Source organism: Mesorhizobium sp. M0139, assembly GCF_040322455.1.
Classification (GTDB): domain Bacteria; phylum Pseudomonadota; class Alphaproteobacteria; order Rhizobiales; family Rhizobiaceae; genus Mesorhizobium.
Map to the genome: position 1 here is coordinate 1 of NZ_JAMYTN010000017.1, position 21,234 is coordinate 21,234.

The 21,234-nt window shown below is 64.4% G+C and carries 20 protein-coding genes; 13 read left to right on the forward strand and 7 right to left on the reverse strand.

Translation table 11 applies throughout. The features are described from left to right. Positions 1–90: 90 nt before the first annotated feature. A complete protein-coding gene (gene glyS / locus NKJ58_RS25380) occupies positions 91–2,559 on the forward strand; it encodes a glycine--tRNA ligase subunit beta (RefSeq protein WP_352519992.1) in 2,469 nt (822 codons plus the stop codon). Positions 2,560–2,635: 76 nt separating this feature from the next. On the opposite strand, the gene NKJ58_RS25385 is transcribed toward glyS, so the two are convergent. Then, positions 2,636–3,025: a hypothetical protein gene (locus tag NKJ58_RS25385; protein ID WP_023668461.1), complete on the reverse strand. Its 390-nt coding sequence runs from the start codon at positions 3,023–3,025 to the stop codon at positions 2,636–2,638. Positions 3,026–3,184: 159 nt separating this feature from the next. Further along, positions 3,185–3,643, reverse strand: a complete 459-nt coding sequence (locus NKJ58_RS25390; RefSeq protein WP_023834484.1) for a hypothetical protein — start codon at positions 3,641–3,643, stop codon at positions 3,185–3,187. A 372-nt stretch (positions 3,644–4,015) separates the two neighbouring features. On the opposite strand from NKJ58_RS25390, the gene NKJ58_RS25395 reads away from it, so the two are divergent. From NKJ58_RS25395 to NKJ58_RS25405, 3 genes are all read left to right on the forward strand, one after another. Then, a complete protein-coding gene (locus NKJ58_RS25395) occupies positions 4,016–4,981 on the forward strand; it encodes an L-threonylcarbamoyladenylate synthase (RefSeq protein ID WP_352462042.1) in 966 nt (321 codons plus the stop codon). A gap of 18 nt (positions 4,982–4,999) precedes the next feature. Next, positions 5,000–6,430, forward strand: a complete 1,431-nt coding sequence (locus NKJ58_RS25400; protein WP_352854081.1) for an FAD-binding oxidoreductase — start codon at positions 5,000–5,002, stop codon at positions 6,428–6,430. A gap of 184 nt (positions 6,431–6,614) precedes the next feature. Then, a complete protein-coding gene (locus tag NKJ58_RS25405; RefSeq protein WP_023668457.1) occupies positions 6,615–7,181 on the forward strand; it encodes a DUF6101 family protein in 567 nt (188 codons plus the stop codon). 173 nt (positions 7,182–7,354) lie between these two features. Here NKJ58_RS25405 and ubiA read toward each other — a convergent pair whose 3' ends face one another. Further along, complete coding sequence (gene ubiA, locus NKJ58_RS25410; protein ID WP_352854110.1) at positions 7,355–8,338, reverse strand: 4-hydroxybenzoate octaprenyltransferase; 984 nt, start codon at positions 8,336–8,338, stop codon at positions 7,355–7,357. 51 nt (positions 8,339–8,389) lie between these two features. Then, positions 8,390–9,301, reverse strand: a complete 912-nt coding sequence (locus tag NKJ58_RS25415; RefSeq protein WP_023702041.1) for a LysR family transcriptional regulator — start codon at positions 9,299–9,301, stop codon at positions 8,390–8,392. A gap of 91 nt (positions 9,302–9,392) precedes the next feature. Here NKJ58_RS25415 and NKJ58_RS25420 point away from each other — a divergent pair, with 91 nt between their 5' ends. Together NKJ58_RS25420 and purD are read left to right on the forward strand one after the other, a co-directional pair. Further along, complete coding sequence (locus NKJ58_RS25420) at positions 9,393–10,187, forward strand: phytanoyl-CoA dioxygenase family protein (RefSeq protein WP_023752609.1); 795 nt, start codon at positions 9,393–9,395, stop codon at positions 10,185–10,187. A gap of 133 nt (positions 10,188–10,320) precedes the next feature. Continuing rightward, positions 10,321–11,607 carry a phosphoribosylamine--glycine ligase gene (purD, locus tag NKJ58_RS25425; RefSeq protein ID WP_352854084.1) on the forward strand — a complete coding sequence of 429 codons (1,287 nt, stop codon included), beginning with the start codon at positions 10,321–10,323 and terminating at the stop codon, positions 11,605–11,607. A 3-nt stretch (positions 11,608–11,610) separates the two neighbouring features. On the opposite strand, the gene NKJ58_RS25430 is transcribed toward purD, so the two are convergent. Beyond that, entirely contained in the window at positions 11,611–12,723 is a 1,113-nt protein-coding gene (locus tag NKJ58_RS25430; RefSeq protein WP_023806746.1) for a glycoside hydrolase family 25 protein, read from the reverse strand. A gap of 448 nt (positions 12,724–13,171) precedes the next feature. Here NKJ58_RS25430 and NKJ58_RS25435 point away from each other — a divergent pair, with 448 nt between their 5' ends. Together NKJ58_RS25435 and NKJ58_RS25440 are read left to right on the forward strand one after the other, a co-directional pair. Beyond that, positions 13,172–14,941 (forward strand): acyl-CoA dehydrogenase family protein, encoded by a 1,770-nt coding sequence (locus NKJ58_RS25435; RefSeq protein ID WP_286456335.1) that lies wholly within the window; start codon positions 13,172–13,174, stop codon positions 14,939–14,941. A 31-nt stretch (positions 14,942–14,972) separates the two neighbouring features. Continuing rightward, on the forward strand, positions 14,973–15,725 hold the full coding sequence (locus tag NKJ58_RS25440) for a crotonase/enoyl-CoA hydratase family protein (RefSeq protein WP_023738480.1): 753 nt from the start codon (positions 14,973–14,975) through the stop codon (positions 15,723–15,725). 8 nt (positions 15,726–15,733) lie between these two features. On the opposite strand, the gene pdxH is transcribed toward NKJ58_RS25440, so the two are convergent. Beyond that, positions 15,734–16,363: a pyridoxamine 5'-phosphate oxidase gene (pdxH, locus tag NKJ58_RS25445; RefSeq protein WP_081725434.1), complete on the reverse strand. Its 630-nt coding sequence runs from the start codon at positions 16,361–16,363 to the stop codon at positions 15,734–15,736. A gap of 28 nt (positions 16,364–16,391) precedes the next feature. On the opposite strand from pdxH, the gene NKJ58_RS25450 reads away from it, so the two are divergent. Further along, positions 16,392–16,853 (forward strand): RT0821/Lpp0805 family surface protein, encoded by a 462-nt coding sequence (locus NKJ58_RS25450; RefSeq protein ID WP_023698503.1) that lies wholly within the window; start codon positions 16,392–16,394, stop codon positions 16,851–16,853. Between the two features lie 124 nt (positions 16,854–16,977). Beyond that, the gene (locus NKJ58_RS25455; protein ID WP_023702031.1) at positions 16,978–17,907 is read left to right on the forward strand and encodes a DnaJ C-terminal domain-containing protein; all 930 of its coding nucleotides are present in this window, start codon (positions 16,978–16,980) and stop codon (positions 17,905–17,907) included. Between the two features lie 19 nt (positions 17,908–17,926). On the opposite strand, the gene NKJ58_RS25460 is transcribed toward NKJ58_RS25455, so the two are convergent. Continuing rightward, positions 17,927–18,562, reverse strand: coding sequence for a TetR/AcrR family transcriptional regulator (locus tag NKJ58_RS25460; RefSeq protein ID WP_023692089.1), 636 nt, complete (start codon positions 18,560–18,562; stop codon positions 17,927–17,929). Between the two features lie 186 nt (positions 18,563–18,748). Between NKJ58_RS25460 and mddA the strand changes: the two genes are divergently transcribed. The 3 genes from mddA (at position 18,749) to NKJ58_RS25475 (ending at position 21,163) form a co-directional block, all read left to right on the forward strand. Then, complete coding sequence (gene mddA / locus NKJ58_RS25465; protein WP_023698505.1) at positions 18,749–19,483, forward strand: methanethiol S-methyltransferase; 735 nt, start codon at positions 18,749–18,751, stop codon at positions 19,481–19,483. Between the two features lie 224 nt (positions 19,484–19,707). Then, complete coding sequence (fabI, locus tag NKJ58_RS25470) at positions 19,708–20,529, forward strand: enoyl-ACP reductase FabI (protein WP_023727494.1); 822 nt, start codon at positions 19,708–19,710, stop codon at positions 20,527–20,529. A 46-nt stretch (positions 20,530–20,575) separates the two neighbouring features. Beyond that, a complete protein-coding gene (locus tag NKJ58_RS25475) occupies positions 20,576–21,163 on the forward strand; it encodes a histidine phosphatase family protein (RefSeq protein WP_023732104.1) in 588 nt (195 codons plus the stop codon). The last annotated feature ends 71 nt before the right edge of the window (positions 21,164–21,234 follow it).

The following is a 21,234-nucleotide window of genomic DNA, read 5'->3' on the forward strand; positions in this document are numbered from 1 at the left end:
CGAGGAAATCCCCGCCCGGCCGCGCAACCGCAGCGCCGGAGGCGCGAGGACGCGCAATCAGGGAGAAGGCATGCGGGTGGAGAAACTCTGATGCCGGATTTGTTGCTGGAACTTCGCTCCGAGGAAATCCCCGCCCGTATGCAGCGCAAGGCGGCGGGCGATCTCAGGAAGATGCTGACCGACGGTCTGGTGGAGGCGGGTCTGACCTATGACGCCGCGCGCGAATACTGGACGCCGCGGCGCCTGGCGCTCGATGTCAGGGGCCTGACCGCGCGCTCGAAGGATATCCACGAGGAGATCAAGGGGCCGTCGACGACGGCGCCGGAACAGGCGGTGCAGGGCTTTCTGCGCAAGGCAGGTCTTGCCTCGGCTGCCGAGGCGCATGTCCATTCAGATCCGAAGAAGGGCGACTTCTACGTCGCCCATATTTCGAAGCCGGGCAGGGCGGCGGAAGAAATCATCGCCGAACTGGTGCCGGCCATCATTCGCGGCTTCCCCTGGCCGACATCGATGCGATGGGGGCCGGCTTCGGCGAAGCCCGGTTCGCTGCGCTGGGTGCGGCCGCTGCAGACGATTCTGTGCACCTTCGGGCCGGAGACCGAGGAGCCGGTGGTGGTCGATTTCGAGATCGATGGCATCCGCTCGGGCAATATCACCTACGGCCATCGTTTCATGGCGCCGGGTGAAATCACCGTGCGTCGCTTCGACGATTACGTGACCAAGCTGGAAGCAGCCAAGGTCGTGCTCGACGGCGACCGGCGCAAGGAGATCATCCTTGCCGACGCCCGCAACCTCGCCTTCGCCAACGGGCTCGATCTGGTCGAGGACGAAGGGCTGCTGGAGGAAGTGTCGGGCCTGGTCGAATGGCCGGTGGTGCTGATGGGCGAATTCGAGCAGGCCTTTCTTGCCATTCCGCCCGAAGTGGTCCGGCTGACCATCCGCGCCAATCAGAAATGCTTTGTCACCCGGCCGCAGGGCGACGGCGAAAACCTCTCCAACCGCTTCATCCTCACCGCCAACATCGAGGCGAAGGATGGCGGCAAGGAGATCGCGCACGGCAACGGCAAGGTGGTGCGCGCGCGCCTGTCGGATGCGCTGTACTTCTGGCGGACCGACCAGGGCGATCTGCCCGATCTGGGAGAGCTCGAGGCATCGGCAAAAAAGTTCGGGCTCGATCTGAAAAAGCCGCTCGACCAGCGCATGGCCCGCCTCGACCATCTCGGGGTGACTTTCCACGCCAAGCTCGGCACGCAAGGCGAGCGGGTGGAGCGGATCAAGCGGCTGGCGGAAGAGCTGGCGCCAACAGTGGCGCAGTCGATCTCCCCCCTTGAGGGGGAGATGGCCGGCAGGCCAGAGGGGGTCGCTTCGGCTGCCGCGACGCAATCTGGCTTTGCAAAGAAAGAGGGAGTCAGCGCGCCACGCGAGACGACCCCCTCTGTCGCCTTCGGCGACATCTCCCCCTCAAGGGGGGAGATTGCCGCGCTCGCCGGGCGTGCCGCTGTGCTGGCCAAGGCCGACCTCACCACCGAAGTGGTCGGCGAGTTTCCGGAACTGCAGGGCGCCATGGGCCGCAAATACGCGCTGCTGCAAGGCGAGCATCCGTCCGTGGCTGCGGCGATCGAGGAGCACTACAAACCGCAAGGTCCGTCGGATAGCGTGCCGACCAATCCGGTGTCGATTGCCGTCGCGCTGGCCGACAAAATCGATACGCTGGTCGGCTTCTGGGCCATTGATGAAAAGCCGACGGGCTCGAAGGATCCTTACGCGCTGAGAAGGGCAGCACTGGGTGTGGTGAGGATCCTGATCGAGAATGGGATCTCACTGCCGCTGACATCGCTCTTCGATAGTGCCTATCAAACGGCGAGTTATCTCGCGTCTAAGGCTGGACGGGCCTTTGGCTCCGACCTCCTCGCCTTCTTCCACGACCGCCTGAAAGTCTATCTCCGCGACCAGGGCGCTCGGCATGATCTCATTGACGCCGTGCTGGCAGGTGGTGGAAGCGCGCCAATCTCCCCCATTGTGGGGGCGGCGAAGCCGACAAAGGGGGGCGCTGTCCCGCCGACCTCTCATTCTGGCGCGCCCCCCTCTGCCCTGCCGGGCATCTCCCTCACAAGGGGGGAGATCGGCCAATCGCACTCGGATGACCTCCTGCAGATCGTGCGCCGCGTCGAGGCGCTAGGGTCCTTCCTCGACACCGAGGACGGCAAGAACCTGCTCGCCGGCGCCAAGCGCGCGGCCAACATTCTGGCTGCCGAGGAGAAGAAGAAAACGCGCGTCGCCGCGACTGTTGAGCCGGCGCTGTTTCGCGAGGAGGCCGAGAAATCGCTGTTTGCGGCGGTGAATCAGGCGGAGAGAGAAGCCGGCGAAGCGATTCAAAACGAAGACTTTTCCGCCGCCATGCTGGCGCTTAGCGTGTTGCGTGAACCGGTTGATTCATTCTTTGAACGCGTTCTCGTGAATGATGAGGACCAGGCCGTGCGCGCCAACCGCCTGGCGCTGCTGGCTCGCATCCGCACGGCCACCGATCAGGTCGCGGATTTTTCCAGAATAGCTGGCTAAGGGACGGACAAGCCCGAACACGGGCGGCGTTCACACGCCGCCCGTTTTGTTTTCAGTCCTCCCGAGGCTGACTCCGTCAGTCCTCCAAAATGCTGACATGCACGCTGTCTGAATAGACGTCGACCTGGATCAGCGGCTCGCCATTGACGATGGCGTTCCGTGTCGAGGAGCTCATCGCGCCACCGCGCTTCAGCATGCGTTCCAGATACGCGCGATCATCGTTGCTGCGGAACCAGTCATCGCCCTGGTCGTCGGCATCGCGCCGGTGGAACTTGTGCCAGTTGGCACGGTCCTGCCGCACCATCTGTGCTGCGCTGCTCAGCTCATAGCCGTCGCTGGCATGGTGGTCGCGATCGGAAATGCGCGCGACGTAGGACCCTAGCTCGTCACCGGCCTGCGCGCCGCCGACACCTATAGGTGACGCCAGCAACAGGCCGGCAATAGTCAAAGATTTCGTCATGTTCATGATAACCCCTCGCTCTCCTAGAACCCGGCGCGCTCATGCCAAACCCGATTGGCGAAATTGGGGCCGCCGCCGCCAAGCCGATCCTGCGCCGGGGCGTCGATCGGCGTCAAGCGGCATGGATCGGCCGACTGTCTTGGCCGACTGTTTTGGCTGAATGGCCTACTCGGCTTTGCCGACGCCCTCGATCGGCTGCTGCGGTGTTGCTGCCGGCTGCGGCGCTGCCGGTTGCGACTCGGGCTTGCCGTTCGATGCCGTTGCAGTTCCGGCTGGTGCGGTCTCTGCCGTCGGCTCAGTCGCCGGCGCCGCGGCGCTCGCCCTGGCCGGAGCCGGCGCGGCGAAGGCGCCGCCGACGATGCCGCCGCGAATGATCATCGGGTCCTGGCCGTGCCTAGGCTTTTCGGGGATCGCCGCGACCTTTTCATAAGTCACATCGGGCTGGGCATCGCCGAGTGCGACGATCGATGGCGACGAGGCGATCCTGACCGGTTCGGATCCGCCAACCTTGATGACCGATGGCGTCGAGGTCGAGACGCCGAGAGAGACGATCGACGAGGCGTGCGCCCCACCGGTCATCGCCGCCAGGGTGAAACCAAGCGCTCCAAGCACACGCATCGACATCGAAACCGTCCCCTTGCCCGACAAGCCGCCAGCCCTAACCGCAAATAGCCTTAACCCCAGTGGATTGATGCCGGCTTGCAGGGAAACGTAGCATTTTAGGCATTGATAATTCGCCAACGCCGGCTTGCCCGAAAACCACTGCCGTATTAGAGCAATTCCAGGAAAAGTGAGTAGCGGTTTTCCGTCCGGAATTGCGCAAAAACAAATACTTAGAGCGTTTCAGCGAACCGCTGAACCGCTCTAATGCATGTCGCTCAAAAGTGGCCCCGGTTTTGAGAGAACGACATGCATCAAAACAAAGACCTAAAGCGCGTCGCATGAATCCGGTTCAGCGCGACGCGCTTTAGGTCCGGTGCCTGTGAGGTGAAGCGAGTGGCTGAGATACTATCCGTCGGCGAAGCGATGGAGCAGGCGTTGGCGCTGCTTGAGGGCGGCGACGTCGTCGCCATCCCGACGGAGACCGTCTATGGACTGGCCAGCGACGCGACCAATGGCGTCGGCGTCGCCCGCATTTTCGAAGCCAAGGGCCGGCCGCGCTTCAACCCGCTGATTGCCCATGTCGCCGATCTGGCGATGGCCGAGCGCATTGCGGCCTTCGATCCGCTGTCGAAACGGCTGGCCGAGGCGTTCTGGCCGGGGCCGCTGACGCTGGTGCTGCCGCTCCAACCCGGCAACGGCATCCATCCGCTGGTCACCGCCGGGCTGGACACGATCGCGCTGCGCATGCCCAGGGGGTTCGGCGGCGAGCTGATCGCCAGACTCGGCCGGCCGTTGGCCGCGCCCAGCGCGAACTCTTCGGGCAAGATCAGCGCCACGACGGCGCAAGCCGTCGCGGCCGATCTCGGCGCCAAAATCCAGCTGGTGGTCGATGGCGGCGCCACCCCGGTCGGGCTGGAATCGACCATCGTCAAGGTCGAAGGCAACAGCGTGCGGCTGCTGAGGCCAGGCGGCATCGCTGCCGCCGATATCGAGGCCGTCACCGGCATTAAGCTGCAGCGCGGCGCGACAGCCGGCATCGAGGCGCCCGGCATGCTGGCGTCGCATTATGCGCCGCGCGCATCGGTGCGGCTCGATGCACAGAGTGTGGCTGAAGGCGAGGCCTTGCTGGCCTTTGGTGGCGACCGCGCCGAAGGCTGGCAAGCGGCGGCCGCCTTGCGCAACCTGTCCGCGTCAGGCGATTTGCGCGAAGCCGCAAGCAATCTGTTCGCGTATTTGCAGGAACTCGACCGCAGCGGTGCGGCGACGATCGCCGTCGAGCCGATCCCGTTCGATGGGCTCGGCGAGGCGATCAACGATCGGCTGTTTCGTGCCGCTGCCCCCCGTGACAAGCTCGATTGAGCGCCATAGTTTGCGCCCATGAACGACGCACCCTTCGACCTCGATCCCGCTCTCATCGCCCGCTTCGCGGCAATCGTCGGCGACAAATATGCGCTGAGCGACCAGGCCGATATTGCGCCGTATCTGACCGAGCGGCGCGGCCTATGGCACGGCAGGACCGCCTTGGTGCTGCGCCCCGGCAGCGTCGACGAGATCAGCCGGATCATGCGCCTGGCGAGCGAGACGGGAACGCCGGTCGTGCCGCAAAGCGGCAACACCGGGCTGGTCGGCGCCCAGGTGCCTGACGCATCCGGCCGCGAGATCGTGCTTTCTTTGTCGCGGCTGAACCGCATTCGCGAGATCGACGTCTTCTCGAACACGGTGACCGTCGAAGCCGGCGTCATCCTGCAGACGCTGCAGGAAGCGGCCGATGCCGCCGACCGGCTGTTTCCGCTGTCGCTCGCCGCGCAAGGGTCCTGCCAGATCGGCGGCAATCTCTCGTCCAATGCCGGCGGCACCGGCGTGCTTGCCTATGGCAATGCGCGCGAACTCTGCCTCGGCGTCGAAGTGGTGCTGCCGACCGGCGAGGTCTTCGACGATCTGCGCAAATTGAAGAAGGACAACACCGGCTACGATCTGAAGAACCTGTTCGTCGGCGCCGAAGGCACGCTCGGCATCATCACCGCAGCGGTGCTGAAACTGTTTCCCAAGCCCAAGGGGCGCGAAGTGGCCTTTGCCGGCCTGTCGTCGCCGGAAGCAGCGCTTTCGCTGTTCAGCCTGGCGATGGACCGGGCAGGGGCGGCACTCACCGCCTTCGAGCTGATCGGCCGGCGTCCGTATGATTTCACGCTGCGCCATGCGCAGGGCGTCACGCGGCCGCTGGCGCAGGATTGGCCATGGTATGTGTTGATGCAGGTGTCGTCGGGCCGTTCAGCCGAGGACGCCAGGGGGCTGATCGAAGAAGTGCTGTCGGCAGGCCTCCAGCAAGGCATCGTCGGCGACGCGGTGATCGCGGCCAGCCTGGCGCAGGGCGACGCGTTCTGGAACTTCCGCGAGGTGCTGCCGGATTCGCAAAAGCCCGAAGGTGCTTCGATCAAGCATGATATTTCGGTGCCGGTGGCATCCATCCCGGCGTTTATCGAAAAGGCGGCCGGTGCAGTGGCTTCGGTCAGTCCGCAGGCGCGCGTGGTCTGCTTCGGTCATATGGGCGACGGCAATCTGCACTACAACATCTCCCGGCCGGAGGGCGGTGACGACGAAGCGTTTCTCGGCCTCTACCACGCCATGAACCATGCCGTGCACGATGTCGTGCGCTCCTTCCACGGTTCGATCTCGGCCGAGCATGGCATCGGCCAGTTGAAGCGCGACGAACTGATCGCCACCGCGCCGCCAATGGCGATCGAACTGATGCGCCGGGTGAAGGCCGTCTTCGATCCAGCCGGCATCATGAATCCCGGTAAGGTTATCTGATCCTTTCAACATTTTGTGGCTGGTTTCATTCCGATAACCATCGCCTGAGATCAGCAAAATTTAACTGACTTTCTTAAGCCGCGCGGCAGAAGCTCGCGCTAATGTTTCACACAACGAGGCCGGGAAAACTGGCCCGGTGGGATCCGTGAAAGCGGCTCTCAGGAGAAACACAGGAAGGCAGCAGATGAACAGTGTATTGAAGCCCGTCTGGGCCGGGCGCAACATGCGCCTCGACCCATTCCGCCTGCCGCAAGTGGTGAGCTATGCCACGCGCGACGACTATGGCGACGTTACCTTCACCATCGACCAGCGCGGCGCCGTCATCCGCCGCACGCTCGAGATGAGCGGCGTGCCGGCGATCATCGCGCTGCCCGCCAACGCGTTTCGCGGCGTCGCCGCCCGCGCGATGGAGGATGCGCAAGGCAATGTCACGGTAACCCTCGAACTCCTGCACAACGACCCGATGCTGTCGGTGCCGCTGCTGGTGGCCGACGATCTCGACGACGTCGCCGCCGACTGGCGCGCCTGGGCCGACGCCTACCGGCTGCAGATGCTGCTGATCGAATCCGACGGCATTGCCCGCACGCTTGAGGAATCGCTCGGCGCCGCCATCAAGGCGCTGCCGGCCAAGGATCGCCGCAAGGGCCGGGTCTCGACCACGCGCCGCCCGCGCTTCCTCGCCCGCCGCAGGGCCGGCAATCTCGGGCTGAGACTGGTGATCGACGGCCAGGAGATTATTTCGAGAGAGTAGAGCGCTCTTCTCCTTCCCCCCTTGTGGGGGAAGGTGGATTGCCGCGAAGCGGCAAGACGGATGAGGGGTGTTCCAGGGAACGCCAACGCCTCACTCCGCTGGAGCACCCCTCATCCGTCTCGGCGCTGCGCGTCGATCCACCTTCTCCCACAAGGGGAGAAGGAAGAGGGAGCCTACACCAGCGGCTTTAGCGCCACCCACAGCGCACCGCCGATCAGGCCGATGAAGATCAACCAGCCGACCTGGTTGTTGGATTTGAACAGCCGCAGGCATTGATCGGGATCGTCGATATCCAGAACCGCTATCTGCCGCGCCATATGGGCGCCGGCGGCGATCAGCCCGGCCAGCGCCACCACCGGCGCCTGCGCCGAGGCGAAGGCGATGGCGAAGCAGACCAGCGTGCCGCCATAAAGCCCGACCAGCCAGGTCTTGGTGTTGTCGCCGAACAGCCGCGCCGTCGAGCGCACGCCGACGATGGCGTCGTCTTCCTTGTCCTGATGTGCATAGATGGTGTCGTAGCCGATCACCCACAGGATCGAGCCGATATAGAGCATGATGGCCGGGCCATCGAGATCGCCGAACTCGACCGCCCAGCCCATCAGTGCACCCCAGGAGAAGGCGAGCCCGAGCACCAATTGCGGCCAGTTGGTGAAGCGCTTCATGAAGGGATAGACGGCCACGATCACCAGCGAGGCGATGCCGAGCGGAATGGCGAAGTCGTTGAACTGCAACAGCACGACGAGGCTCAGCAAGGCCTGGATGACCAGGAATATCCAGGCCTGGCGGCGCGTCACCTTGCCGGCCGGCAGCGGCCGCGAACGGGTGCGCTCGACCTTGTTGTCGATGTCCTGGTCGACAATGTCGTTATAGGTGCAGCCGGCGCCGCGCATGGCGACGGCGCCGACGAAGAACAGGAACAGGAACCATGGCGACGGGAGCAATGTGAGCAGCGGGTCGCTTGCGCGCGGATAGGCGCTGGCCGCAAGCGCTGCCGACCACCAGCAGGGCCACAGCAGCAATTGCCAGCCGATCGGCCGGTCCCAGCGCGCAAGCTGCGCGTAAGGCCACAGCCAGCGCGGCAATATCTTGTAGACCCAATGGCCGCTCGGCGCGTCGGCGACGCGGCCCTGTGCGGCTTCCGACTGGATGGTTTCCATCGTGCTGGAGTGGCAGCAGCGGCGTGCGCCGTCAAGCGGCCGCATTGTCGCTCAGGCGGTGAAAATATCGTGGCTGGCAAACCATTCCTTCGCCACCTCCGTGAAGGCCAGCGCCGCCTTCGACAGCCTTTGCCTTGTGTCATGGGTGAGGATGATGCACTGCATCGGCAGCGGATCGGACAGCGGCTTGCAGACCAGCGGCAGCCCGTCATAACTCCTGTCGCCATAAGGCCTGGTGTAGCTCACCGCGACGCCGAAGCCGTTGGCGACCATGCTGCGCTGCAGTTCGAACGAACTCGCCGTCGATTGCGAGACCGGCGACAGGCCGCGGCTGAGGAACAGGTCCAGCATATGCTGCCAGCTATGCGGCTGGTCGGTGGTGATCAAGGGATGGGTCGCCAGCTCCGCCAGGCTGACGCTGGCCTGGCTGGCCAGCGCGTGGCCTTGCGGCAGAAGCGCGTGTGGCCGCAGCTCATGCAGCAGGGTGCGGGCGAAGTGCGAAGGCAGGCCGAGATCGTAGGTCAGGCCGAGATCGATTGCCGCATCGCCGAGCCGCCGGCCGAGCGTCTCGAAGGTCTCGTCGCGGACCACCACGGTGACCGCCGGGCAGCGTTGCGAAAAAGCGCGGATCAGCGCCGGCGCGAAATAAGGCGCCAGATCCTCGAAACAGCCGAGCACAAGTTCGCCGCCGACATCGGCGTCGCGCGTCCCGAGCCCAACCAGTTCGTCCGCTTCGGCCAGCACCTGCTTTGCCTTCGCCACCGCGCTGCGGCCGAACGAGGTCAGCGCGATGCCGCTGCCGCGCTGGCGCACGAATATTTTCTGGCCGAGCGTCGCTTCGACATTGTCGATCGCCACCGAGATCGAGGGTTGCGAGACGTTCAGCATCCGGGCGGCCACGGTGACGCTGCCGTGACGGGCAACAGTGACGAGGTAGCGCAACTGGGTGAGGGTCAGGTTCATAGAGTAAAGCTATAAGGGAGATGAGAAGTTATTATTTTACGCGATGTGCGGCGGCCGCGATAGTCGGTCATCGAAACAGGAGAGACATGACATGGCCGCCAGACATATCGATGCCGCAGCGATTGCCGACTACCAGCGCGACGGCGCGGTCTGCATACGCGGCGCCTTCAAGGACTGGGTCGGCACCATCGGCGCCGGCATCGAGCGCAACATGCAAAACCGCAGCGCCACGGCCTCGGACATCGCCAACGGCAAGGGCAGCTTCTTCGACGATTACTGCAATTGGGAGCGCATTCCCGAATTCGTCGACGTGGTGCGCAATTCCCCGGCCGCGGAACTCGCGGCAGCGGCGATGCAGTCGCGCAGCGCCCAGTTCTTCCACGACCATGTGCTGGTCAAGGAACCGGGCACGCAAAAGCCGACGCCTTGGCACCAGGACATCCCGTATTACTTCGTCGATGGCACCCAGACCGTCAGCTTCTGGATTCCGATCGATCCGGTCAAGGAAGCGACGCTGCGGCTGATCGCCGGCTCGCACAAATGGGACAAGATGATCCTGCCGGTGCGCTGGCTCGATGACAGCAATTTCTATGCCGGCGAGGGCGATTATCTGCCCGTGCCGGATCCAGACAAGGACCCGTCGCTGAAGGTGCTCGAATGGGAGATGGAGCCGGGCGACGCCATCCTGTTCGACTTCCGCACCGCGCATGGTGCGCGCGGCAATCCGACCGCGGCGCGTCGCCGGGCGCTGTCGCTGCGCTGGGTCGGCGACGATGCGCGCTATGTCGAGCGCCCCGGCCGTACCTCGCCGCCCTATCCCGGCCATGACATGAAGCCCGGCCAGAAACTGCGCGAGGACTGGTTCCCGGTCGTCTTCCAGAGCTGATACCGGCCGGGGACGCCGTGCTCTCGGCGCGACGTTCCCGTGCGCAACCGGTATGGCGCAAGGTAAAACTCTTGACCCGCGCCGCCCGGGGCAATAGCGCAGTCCCTGTCGTGAAATGACAAGGGACATCGGCATGCGCGTTTTGTTAATCGGCTCCGGCGGCCGCGAACATGCCCTGGCCTGGAAGATCGCGGCCTCGCCGCTTTTGACCAGGCTCTATGCCGCGCCCGGCAATCCGGGCATCGCCCACGAGGCCGAACTGGTCAAGCTCGACATCGCCGACCGTGCCGCTGTTGCCAGCTTCTGCCAGGACAACGCGATCGATCTCGTCGTCGTCGGGCCGGAAGGGCCGCTGGTCGCCGGCATTGCCGACGATCTGCGTGAGCAGGGCATCCGCGTCTTCGGCCCGTCGAAGCGGGCAGCGCGGCTCGAAGGCTCGAAAGGTTTTACCAAGGACCTTTGCGCCAAATACGGCATCCCGACCGCCGCCTATGGCCGCTTCACCGATCTTGCCTCGGCGAAAGCCTATGTCGAAAAGGTCGGCGCGCCGATCGTCATCAAGGCCGACGGGCTTGCCGCCGGCAAGGGCGTCACCATCGCCATGACGCTGGACGAGGCGCGCGCCGCCCTCGATGCTTGTTTCGACGGCGCATTCGGTGACGCCGGCGCTGAGGTAGTAGTCGAGGAATTCATGACCGGCGAGGAGGCGAGTTTCTTCTGCCTGTGCGACGACACGACCGCACTTCCCTTTGGCACCGCGCAGGACCACAAGCGCGTCGGCGATGGCGATACCGGCCCCAACACCGGCGGCATGGGCGCCTATTCGCCGGCGCCGGTGATGAGCCCCGAAATGGTCGAGCGCACCATGCGCGAGATCGTCGAGCCGACCATGCGCGGCATGGCCGAGCTTGGCGCGCCGTTCGCCGGTATTCTGTTTGCCGGGCTGATGATCACCGACAAGGGGCCGAAGCTGATCGAATACAACACCCGCTTCGGCGATCCCGAGTGTCAGGTGCTGATGATGCGGCTGAAGGACGATCTGCTGGTGCTGCTCAACGCCGCCGTCGACGGCCAGTTGGCGCACAGTTCGATCCGCTGGCGCGACGATGCCGCGCTGACCGTGGTGATGGCGGCGCAGGGCTATCCCGGGACGCCGGAAAAAGGCTCGGTCATTCGGGGTCTCGACGAAGCCGCTGGCGAAGGCGTTGAGATTTTCCATGCCGGCACTGCCATCAATGGCGGCGCGCTGGTCGCCAATGGCGGCCGCGTGCTCAACGTCACGGCATCAGGCAAGACGGTGGGCGAAGCGCAAAGCCGCGCTTACGCCGCGCTCGACCGTATCGACTGGCCGCAAGGCTTCTGCCGCCGCGACATAGGCTGGCAGGCGGTGGCGCGGGAAAAGGCCAGCGCCGCCACATAAGCCTCAGCGCTCGCGAACCAGTTCCGTCGAAGCGGTGCTGACCGGGTCGGCGGCCTGCGAGAAGGCGGCCTCGAGCAGAGCCTCCGAACGATACGTGGTCCGCTTCCAGGCGACATACTCGGCAATGCCGAAGCGCGCGCGGCGCGGCACCGTCTTGACCACCGGCATGCGGAAGGCGGCGCGGAATGTCTGCCAGCGCGCGCCGAGCACCGCCACCATTTCCTCGACCGTCGGTGGCGTCGCCACATCGGCGTATGTGATGGTGACTTTGCCGGCGAGCCCGGCCGCGCGCGACACCGGCACCGGTATCGAGGCGAGGTAGTCGGGCGGCACGTCGATCAGGCCGCCGAAGGGCCATTGCTGGCGCAGTGCCGCCGCGTCCATCGGCGCGACGTTGACGTCGATGTCGTTGGGCGTGCCGGCGACGCGGTAGGGGCAGCGCAGGCGCCCGCAATTGGCCTGCGCCGAGAACTGCCACAGCGCATAGCCCTGCCAGTTGCCCATCGGAAAATGCACGTCGATATCGGGCTTGTAGCGCGCATACCAGAGCGGCAGCCGCGACAGCAGACGGTATTGGTAGCGGTTGTCGGCGATGTACTGGGCGGTCTTGCCGTTGGTGTAGAGGATCGGGAAACGGCCGAGCCGCCGGTGCACCTGGCGCACGAATTCCTCGGCATCCTCGAGCGACATCCATTGCGAGGGGTCGTTGCCTTCGAGATCGAGGGCGAGCAGATCGTCAGGGGCTGGCTCGGCGAAATCGATGAAACTGTTGGCCTGCTCGAGCGGATTGCCGGGGCGGGCAAGATGATACGCGCCCCATCTCAGGCCGAGCGCCTTGGCCACCACCTTGCGCGTCTGAAACAGCTCGCGCGTCACCGCAAAGCGTTTCCACAATGTCTTGCAGAGTTTGACCGTAGGCTCGTCGCCGTAGCAGAAATAGGGCGGCGGCAGCCCGTCGGAGGCCTTGTTGATGAAGCCGACAATGCGCTTGTCGGTGGCAAGCTGCGCCCAGTCGATGGAATTGTATTCATAGGCGTCGACCACCAGCGCGCGGTCGCCATCCCGCCAAGGCTCGGAAAAGTCCGAGGCTGTAGCCGCTGACGTCAGCGCCATCATCGCCGCGAGAGCGATCGCTGAGCGGCGAAGAAGATGCGCCGGCGTTTTCAAACAGGGGATCCCCGCTGACCAAACACCGATGGTGGACCGGTATGGTTAAGGAAGTGCTTTCGGGCAGGAGTCCTGTCGCTCTCGCGATTTCGTCATTCTATGGCGAAGCAAGGAGCGAAGCGACGCGGCGCGGACCATAGTATGCATTCCGCGACTTCGAAGCGCTGCCACGGCGCGGAATTCTGCACCGTTGCGCCCCTAGCGCGAGGTCGCGACATGGTACTCGGCGTCCGCTACGCTCCCGCTCCACCTGTGGACGACGAAGTTCGATGAAAATCCGCGTGACAAAGTTTGACGTTTACGTAAAAAGAAGGTCGGAGGCCGCCCAGAGGCGGATGGTTTTGCATCGGCCCGGGTCCTAGGATCGAGCGGCCGGAGCAGCGGAGGAGAAAGCGGCATGTACAAGGCCCCGGTCGGCGACATTTCGTTCACGCTCAAGCATGTCGCCGGGCTCAAGCCGGCGCTCGACCGCGGCACGTTCGGGGACCTCGGCGAAGACCTTGTCGACGCCATCCTGTCCGAGGCCGGCCGCTTCGCCAGCGAGGAAGTGGCGCCGCTCTACAAGATCGGCGACCAGCATGGCGCGGTGCTGAAGGATGCGACCGTGACCACGCCGCCCGGCTGGAAGGCGCTTTACCGCAGCTGGATCGACGGCGGCTGGAACGCGCTGTCGGGACCGGAAGAATTCGGTGGCCAGGGCCTGCCGACCATGGTCGGCGTTGCCGCGCTCGAAATGTGGAACTCCGCCGCCATGGCCTTTGGCATCGGCCCGACGCTGACCATGGGCGCGGTCGAGGCGCTCGACAAGCATGCTTCCGAAGCGCTGAAGGCAAAGTATCTGGCAAAGCTCGTCTCCGGCGAGTGGATGGGGACGATGAACCTGACCGAGTCGCAGGCCGGTTCCGATCTCGCCGCCTTGCGCAGTCGCGCCGAGCCTGCCGGCGACGGCACCTACCGCATCTTCGGCCAGAAAATCTTCATCACCTATGGCGAGCATGATTTCACCGACAACATCATCCATCTGGTGTTGGCGCGGCTGCCCGACGCACCGGCCGGCACGCGCGGCATCTCGCTGTTTTTGGTGCCGAAATTCCTGGTCAATGATGACGGCTCGCTCGGCGCCCGCAACGACGTCTTCTGTTCCGGCCTCGAGCACAAGCTCGGCATCCATGCCTCGCCGACTTGCACCATGATCTATGGCGACGGGTTCCAGGGTGCTGCGCCCGGCGCCATCGGTTGGCTGATCGGCGAGGAGAACAAGGGGCTCGCCTGCATGTTCACCATGATGAACAACGCGAGGCTTTGCGTCGGCATGCAGGGCGTGGCAGTGGCCGAAGCCGCGACGCAGAAGGCGATCGCCTATGCCAATGAGCGCCGCCAGGGCAAGGCATCGGACTTTTCAGGCGCCGGGATGGCGCCGATCGTCCATCACCCCGACGTGCAGCGCAATCTCTTGACCATGAAGGCTTTGACCCAGATCGCCCGCGCCATCTCGTATTCCTGCGCCTATGCCATCGACTTCGCGCGTGTGTCGACAGGCGAGGAGGCCGCGCATTGGCGCGATCGCGCCAATCTGCTGACGCCGCTGGCCAAGGCCTTTTCCACCGATATCGGCGTCGATGTCGCATCGCTCGGCGTCCAGGTCCACGGCGGCATGGGCTTCATCGAGGAGACGGGCGCGGCCGCGCTCTATCGCGACGCCCGCATTGCGCCGATCTATGAAGGCACCAACGGCATCCAGGCGATCGACCTTGTAGCCCGCAAATTGCCGCTTGGCGGCGGCGAGCATGTGCATGGCTATATCGCCGAACTGAAGGCCATCGCCGACGAGGTGCGGACCTCGAACCTGCAGGGCTTCGGCCGCACCGCCGAAGCGCTTGACCAGGCGTTCGACGATCTCACCGAGGCGACGCGCTTCCTGCAGAAGCTGCTGGCCGACGGCCGTCTGGACGAAGCGCAAGCCGGTGCGACCCCCTATCTCAGGCTGATCTCGCTTGCTGCCGGCGGCGCTTATCTGGCGCGTGGCGGACTTGCCCAGCAGAGCCGCATCGCCCTTTGCCGCTTTTTCGCCGAAAACCTGCTCGGCGAAGTCAGCGCCTTGAAGGAACGCGTCATCGATGGCGCCGAGAGCCTCGCTACCGCCGGCAAGGCGCTGATAACGGCCTGAATACCAGAGCGCTCACCAGGGAAGAATGACCGTGACAGACCATATTCTCGTCGAGCGCCAGGGCGCCATCCAGATCATCCGCATGAACCGTCCCGACAAGAAGAACGCACTGACGCGCGCCATGTACGCGACAATGTCCAAGGCGCTGGCCGATGGCGATGCCGACCCGGCGGTTCGCGTCCATGTCTTCCTCGGTGTGCCTGGCGCCTTCTCTTCCGGCAACGATCTCGCCGATTTCCTGGTCATCGCCACCGGCGGTGAGGGCGGCAACGAGGTCTGGGACTTCCTGATGGCGCTGGCCAAAACGGAGAAGCCGATGGTCTCCGGCGTCGACGGCATTGCGGTCGGCATCGGCACCACGCTCAATTTGCATTGCGACCTGACTTTCGCCACGCCGCGCACGGTGTTCCGCACACCCTTCGTCGACCTCGGCCTGGTGCCGGAGGCGGGCTCCAGCCTGCTGGCGCCGCTCATCCTCGGCAGGCAGGGCGCCTTTGCGCTGCTTGGACTCGGCGAAGGTTTTTCCGCCGAACGCGCCAAGGCCGCCGGCCTGATCTATGAGGTGGTCGAGGAGGACGGGCTAGAAGCCGCGGCACTCGCCGCGGCCGGCGCGATCGCCGCCAAGCCGCCGCAGGCGCTGAAGATCGCTCGTGACCTGATGCGCGCCCCGCGCGACGAGCTTGTCGCCCGCATCAAGGTGGAGAGCGAGCGTTTCTCCGAGCGGCTGAAGTCCGACGAAGCGCGCGCCGCGTTGACGGCCTTCATGACGCGCAAGAAGGCCTGAACTTATCCTCAGGGATAAAGCCGTGTCTTGTCCCAGCCGCCTTCGGCGTTGCGCGAAAAGACCAGCCGATCGTGCAGCCGGAATGGCCGGTCGTGCCAGAACTCGATCGCCTGCGGCACGATGCGGAAGCCCGACCAGTGCTTTGGCCGCGGGATTTCGCCGATAGGGTAGCGCGCCGTGTATTCGGCCACCGCCTTCTCCAGGGCAAAGCGGCTTTCCAGCGGCCGCGACTGTTTCGAAGCCCATGCGCCGATCCGGCTGCCGCGCGGCCGCGTCGCGTAATAGGCGTCGGCTTCAGCGTCGCTGACGATCTCCACCGGACCGCGTATGCGCACCTGGCGGCGCAGCGATTTCCAGTGGAAGCACATCGCCGCCTTCATGCTGCCAAGAATCTCGCGGCCCTTGGCGCTCTCGAAATTCGTGTAGAAGACAAAGCCGCTTTCATCGAAACCCTTGAGCAGCACCATCCGCACATCCGGCATGCCGTCGGCATCGACGGTTGCAAGTGCTACGCCGTTGGCGTCGTTGATTTCGCTTTTCTTGGCGTCCTCCAGCCACTCGGCAAAGAGCCGGAACGGCTCGGCGGCTTCGGTAAAGTCACTACTTGTTAACTCAGTGTCACTCATAGTTTTTCTCAAATTGTCTCGAGCTTCAGGAGGTTGCCGATTGTCGCGTATCGCGCAAGCTTTTGACAGCGGGCAATGGAGCGTTATCGCTTCGGCCAGTTCGAAAGCCGTGATCGTGATTATCGCACTGCCGCTTGCCGCCTGCGGCGCCGGCGGCTTCAGCCTGGAAAAGGCCGAGGTCGATCGTTCCATCGTCACCTCAAGCGCGCCGGCCAGGGTGACATCGACGGACGCCGACAGCGCTTCCGACCAGACCACGATCGGCAATGCGGTGTCTTCGGCCGACATCGAGGAGCTTCGCGGCCAGGCCGTGCCGTGGGCGAATGCCGACACCGGCTCGCGCGGCTCCATCACCGAACTCGCCGAAGTGCAGGACAACGGCCAAGACTGCCGCAGCTTTACCGCCTCGCGCGAAAGCTTCGACGGCGTCGCTTTGTTCAAGGGCCAATTGTGCATCGCCGCGGCCGGCGGCTGGCACATGCAGGACTTCAAACCGCTCTGATTTTCCAGGGTTTGCGGGCGCCGCAATTTCAGCCTCGATAAGCCTGCGCGCCACTGGAATTTCTTCCTATGGGAGCGCATATAAGGGCCAACGTGGATTTAACTCATTTTCCAGGGCAGGACGCATGCGCGACCCCTATGAGGTGCTGGGCGTTGCCAAGAACGCATCGGCCAAGGACATAAAATCGGCCTACCGCAAGCTCGCCAAAAAGTATCATCCGGACCAGAATCCGAATGATCCCAAGGCCAAGGACCGTTTTGCCGCCGCCAATCAGGCCTATGAGGTCGTCGGCGACGAGAAGAACCGTGCGGCCTTCGACCGCGGCGAGATCGACGCCGACGGCAAGCCGAAATTCCAGGGCTTCGAGGGCGCAGCCGGCGGCGGCGATCCGTTCGGTGGCTTCCGCCGCCAGCAGGGCGCCGGCGGCCCGCGCTTCGAATTCCGATCCGGGCGTCCGGGCGGCGATCCGTTCGACGGCAACAGCGATATCTTCAGCCAGATCTTCGGCGACGCCTTTTCAGGCGCGCGTGGCGCCGGAACAGGCGACCGCCGCCAGCAGGCGACCGCCGCCGATCTCAACGTCACGCTCGACGTCACCATCGAGGAGATAGCGACCGCAGAAAAGGTGACGGCGATGTTCCCCGACGGCCGCAAGATTGCGGTCAAGCTGCCGGTCTATGTCGAGGACGGACAGACCATCCGGCTGAAGGGCCAGGGCGAGCAGGGGCCGGGACAGCCGGGCGATGCGCTGGTCAAGATCCGTATCCGCAGGCACCCGCGCTACCGCATCGAGGGCCGTGACCTGCATGCCGATCTGGAGGTAGCGTTGGCCGACGCGGTGCTGGGCGCCAAGGTGCCGGTCGACACGCCGACCGGCAGGCTGGCGGTCAACATTCCGGCCTGGTCGAGCTCCGATAAGGTGCTGCGCCTGAAGGGCAGGGGCTTGCCGGAAAAGGCGGGTGGCCATGGCGATCTCTACGCCCATGTCCGCATCATGCTGCCGGAAGGCGGCGACAGCGAACTCGAAGCGCTGATGCGCAGCCGCAAAGGCTGACGCGGCTGGACTTGTCTGGCTAGCTGCCGGGCGCTGCTTCCTCCATCCGCCGGATGGTTTCGCCGAAGCGGCGCAACGCCTGCCGCACCGGGACATGCGGGCTCTCGATCTCAAGCAGGATCATCGTCTCGCTGCCGAGGAATGCGGCGCTGACCAGGCTGGTCACTTCGGCGGCGGAGAATGGCCCGAGGCCGCCGAACCGCCGCTCCGCCTCTTGCGCCAGTCCGTCCAGCAGTTCGAACCAGCCGCGCAGGTCGCGGCGCACCGCCTTGGCGATCTCGGGGCTCGACAGGCTTGCCGCGATCATCTCGTGCAGGATCCGGACATAGCCGGACGCCAGATCATCGTCGAGGAAATCGCAAGCGCGCTCCCAGCGTTGCCACAGCGGCATAGGTGCCGCAAAAGTCTCCGCCTGGCGCTTCAGCAGGCCCTCGTTCAGATGGTCGAGCAGGGCCAGGAACAGCCGTTCCTTGGAGCCGAAATGGTAATGGATCTGGCTGAGCGGAACGCCGGCGATCTCGGCAACGCGGCGCGTCGACAGATCGGCATAACCGCCTCGATGGAGGCATAACTCGGCAGCCGAAATCAGTTCGGCGCGCGTGTCGCGCTTTTGCTTGTTCTGCGGCGGGGTAACGGCTTCGGCAGCGTCCGTCATGCGGCGTGGCTGCCGCTGGTAGCGATGCAATCTGGGCGGATCATAGCTTCTCCTGTCCGGGGCTGGACGTCCCTCCACTCTATCTCGGTCGAGCGACCGATCAAGTTGACTCGCCAGAAAATTTATGGTTTTTGACGCTGAATTCGGTCGACCGACCGAATCCTGATGCTTGCATGGAGGGCACTCATGGCGGGCGTAATCACCCTTATCTACGGCGTTGCCGCATACCTGATTTTTCTCGGTTCGTTTCTCTATGCGGTCGGTTTCGTCGGCAACATGGTCGTGCCGAAATCGATCGATTCCGGAGTCGCTGGAAGTCCGGCCGAAGCCGTCATCGTCAATGCGCTGCTGCTCGGTCTTTTCGCCGCCCAGCACAGCATCATGGCGCGGCCGGTTTTCAAGCGCTGGTGGACACGGATTGTCCCGCACGCGGCCGAACGCAGCACCTATGTGCTTCTGGCCAGCCTCATCCTGCTGCTCCTCTACTGGCAATGGCGGCCGATTCCCGGTCTCGTCTGGACGGTCGAGAACCCGGTCTGGGTCGCCGTCATCCATGGCGTGTTCTGGCTCGGCTGGGCGGTATTGTTGACCAGCACCTTTCTGATCAACCATTTCGAACTGTTCGGCCTGCGCCAGGTTCTCGCCGCTTTGCGCAAGAGCGAACCGGCGCCGCCCGTGTTCAGGACGCCGCTGTTCTACAAATGGGTCCGGCACCCGCTCTATGTCGGCTTTCTCCTGGCCTTCTGGGCGACGCCGTCCATGACATGGGGCCATCTTCTGTTCGCGGCGGGCAGCACCGGCTACATCCTGCTCGGCATCTTCCTCGAGGAACGCGATCTCGTCGCGATGTTCGGTGACCAGTACCGCCTCTACCGCAAGCAGGTGGGAATGCTCATTCCCTGGCGCAAAATGGCTGGATAGGGCCGATGCGTTGCCGACCAGCCGATTCGGCTGGTCGGCCGGGCCTGGGCCATCAAGGCGCGCTGGCCGCAGTGAGGCGTTCAAATCTCACAACAACGTTATTATCCCCCATTCGTTGTCACGCCGAGTGTCTGAATTGAACGCGCGCCCCGTCTGCGCTTGATGCGCCTTTCTGCCTGTGCGATAGGCACTCCAAAGCAGAAAATCTTTCGGAGAGCGCTGACATGGCGGGTGGACAGGGCCTTATGGCCGGCAAGCGCGGCCTTATACTGGGCGTCGCCAACAACAGATCGATTGCCTACGGCATCGCCAAGGCCTGCGTCGACCATGGCGCCGAGATCGCGCTGACCTATCAGGGCGAGGCGTTCAAGAAGCGCGTCGAGCCGCTGGCTGCGGAATTGGGCGCCTTTGTCGCCGGTCATTGCGATGTCACCGATCCGGCGAGCCTCGACGAGGTGTTTGCCAATGTCGCCAAGCATTGGGGCGGCAAGCTCGATTTCCTCGTCCATGCCATCGCTTTTTCCGACAAGGACGAGCTGACCGGACGCTATGTCGAGACGACGCGCGACAATTTCCTGCGCACCATGGACATTTCGGTCTATTCCTTCACCACCATCGCCAAGCGCGCCGAAGCGTTGATGACCGATGGCGGCTCGCTGCTGACGCTGACCTATTACGGCGCCGAAAAGGTCATGCCGCATTACAACGTCATGGGTGTCGCCAAGGCCGCGCTCGAAGCCAGCGTGCGCTATCTCGCCGTCGACCTCGGCGGCAAGAAGATCCGCGTCAACGCCATCTCGGCCGGGCCGATCAAGACCTTGGCTGCTTCGGGCATCGGCGACTTCCGCTACATCCTCAAGTGGAACGAATACAATTCGCCGCTGAAGCAGACCGTCACCCAGGAAGAAGTCGGCGATTCCGCCGTGTATTTCCTGTCGGACCTGTCGCGTGGCGTCACCGGCGAGGTGCACCATGTCGATTCCGGCTATCACGTCGTCGGCATGAAGGCGGTCGACGCGCCGGATATTTCGACCGTCAAGGAATAGTTCTGCCGCGGTTTCCGCCTGCCTGTCCTGATTTCCGGAAGACCTGATGGTTCCGCTCGTCTACATCGTGCGCCATGGCCAGACGCAGTGGAATGCCGAGTCGCGGCTGCAGGGCCAGGCCGACACCGATCTCAACGCGCTCGGCCGCGAGCAGGCGACCCGCAATGGACGGCGGCTGGCCGAACTGATCCAGAATCCTGAGGATTTCGACTTTGTCGCCAGCCCGATGAAGCGGACGCGCGAGACGATGCAGCGGCTACGCTTGGCGATGCAACTCGATCCCGATGCCTACCGCACCGACCCGCGTCTGGTCGAGGTGCACTTTGGCGACTGGCAGGGCTTTACCTATGCCGAACTCGATGCGCGAATGCCGGGCTCGGCGAAGGCGCGACGGCGCAACAAATGGAATTTCCAGCCGCCGGGCGAGGGCGCCGAAAGCTACCAGATGCTGCTCGAACGGGTGAAGCCGTGGTTCGACGCGCTCGACCGCCAGACGGTCTGCGTCACGCATGGTGGCGTCGTGCGGACCCTGTTTCGGATGGTCAAGGGTGTTTCCGAACACGAAGCGGCAAACCTGGAAGTGCGGCAGGACCGGGTGCTCAGGCTGCAGGACGGGCGTCTGGATTGGCTTTAGGTTCGAGCAGATAAAAACAGGACGACCGTCCTGTTTATCCGGGCAGGGCTCCGCCGAGCGGCAAGGGCCTG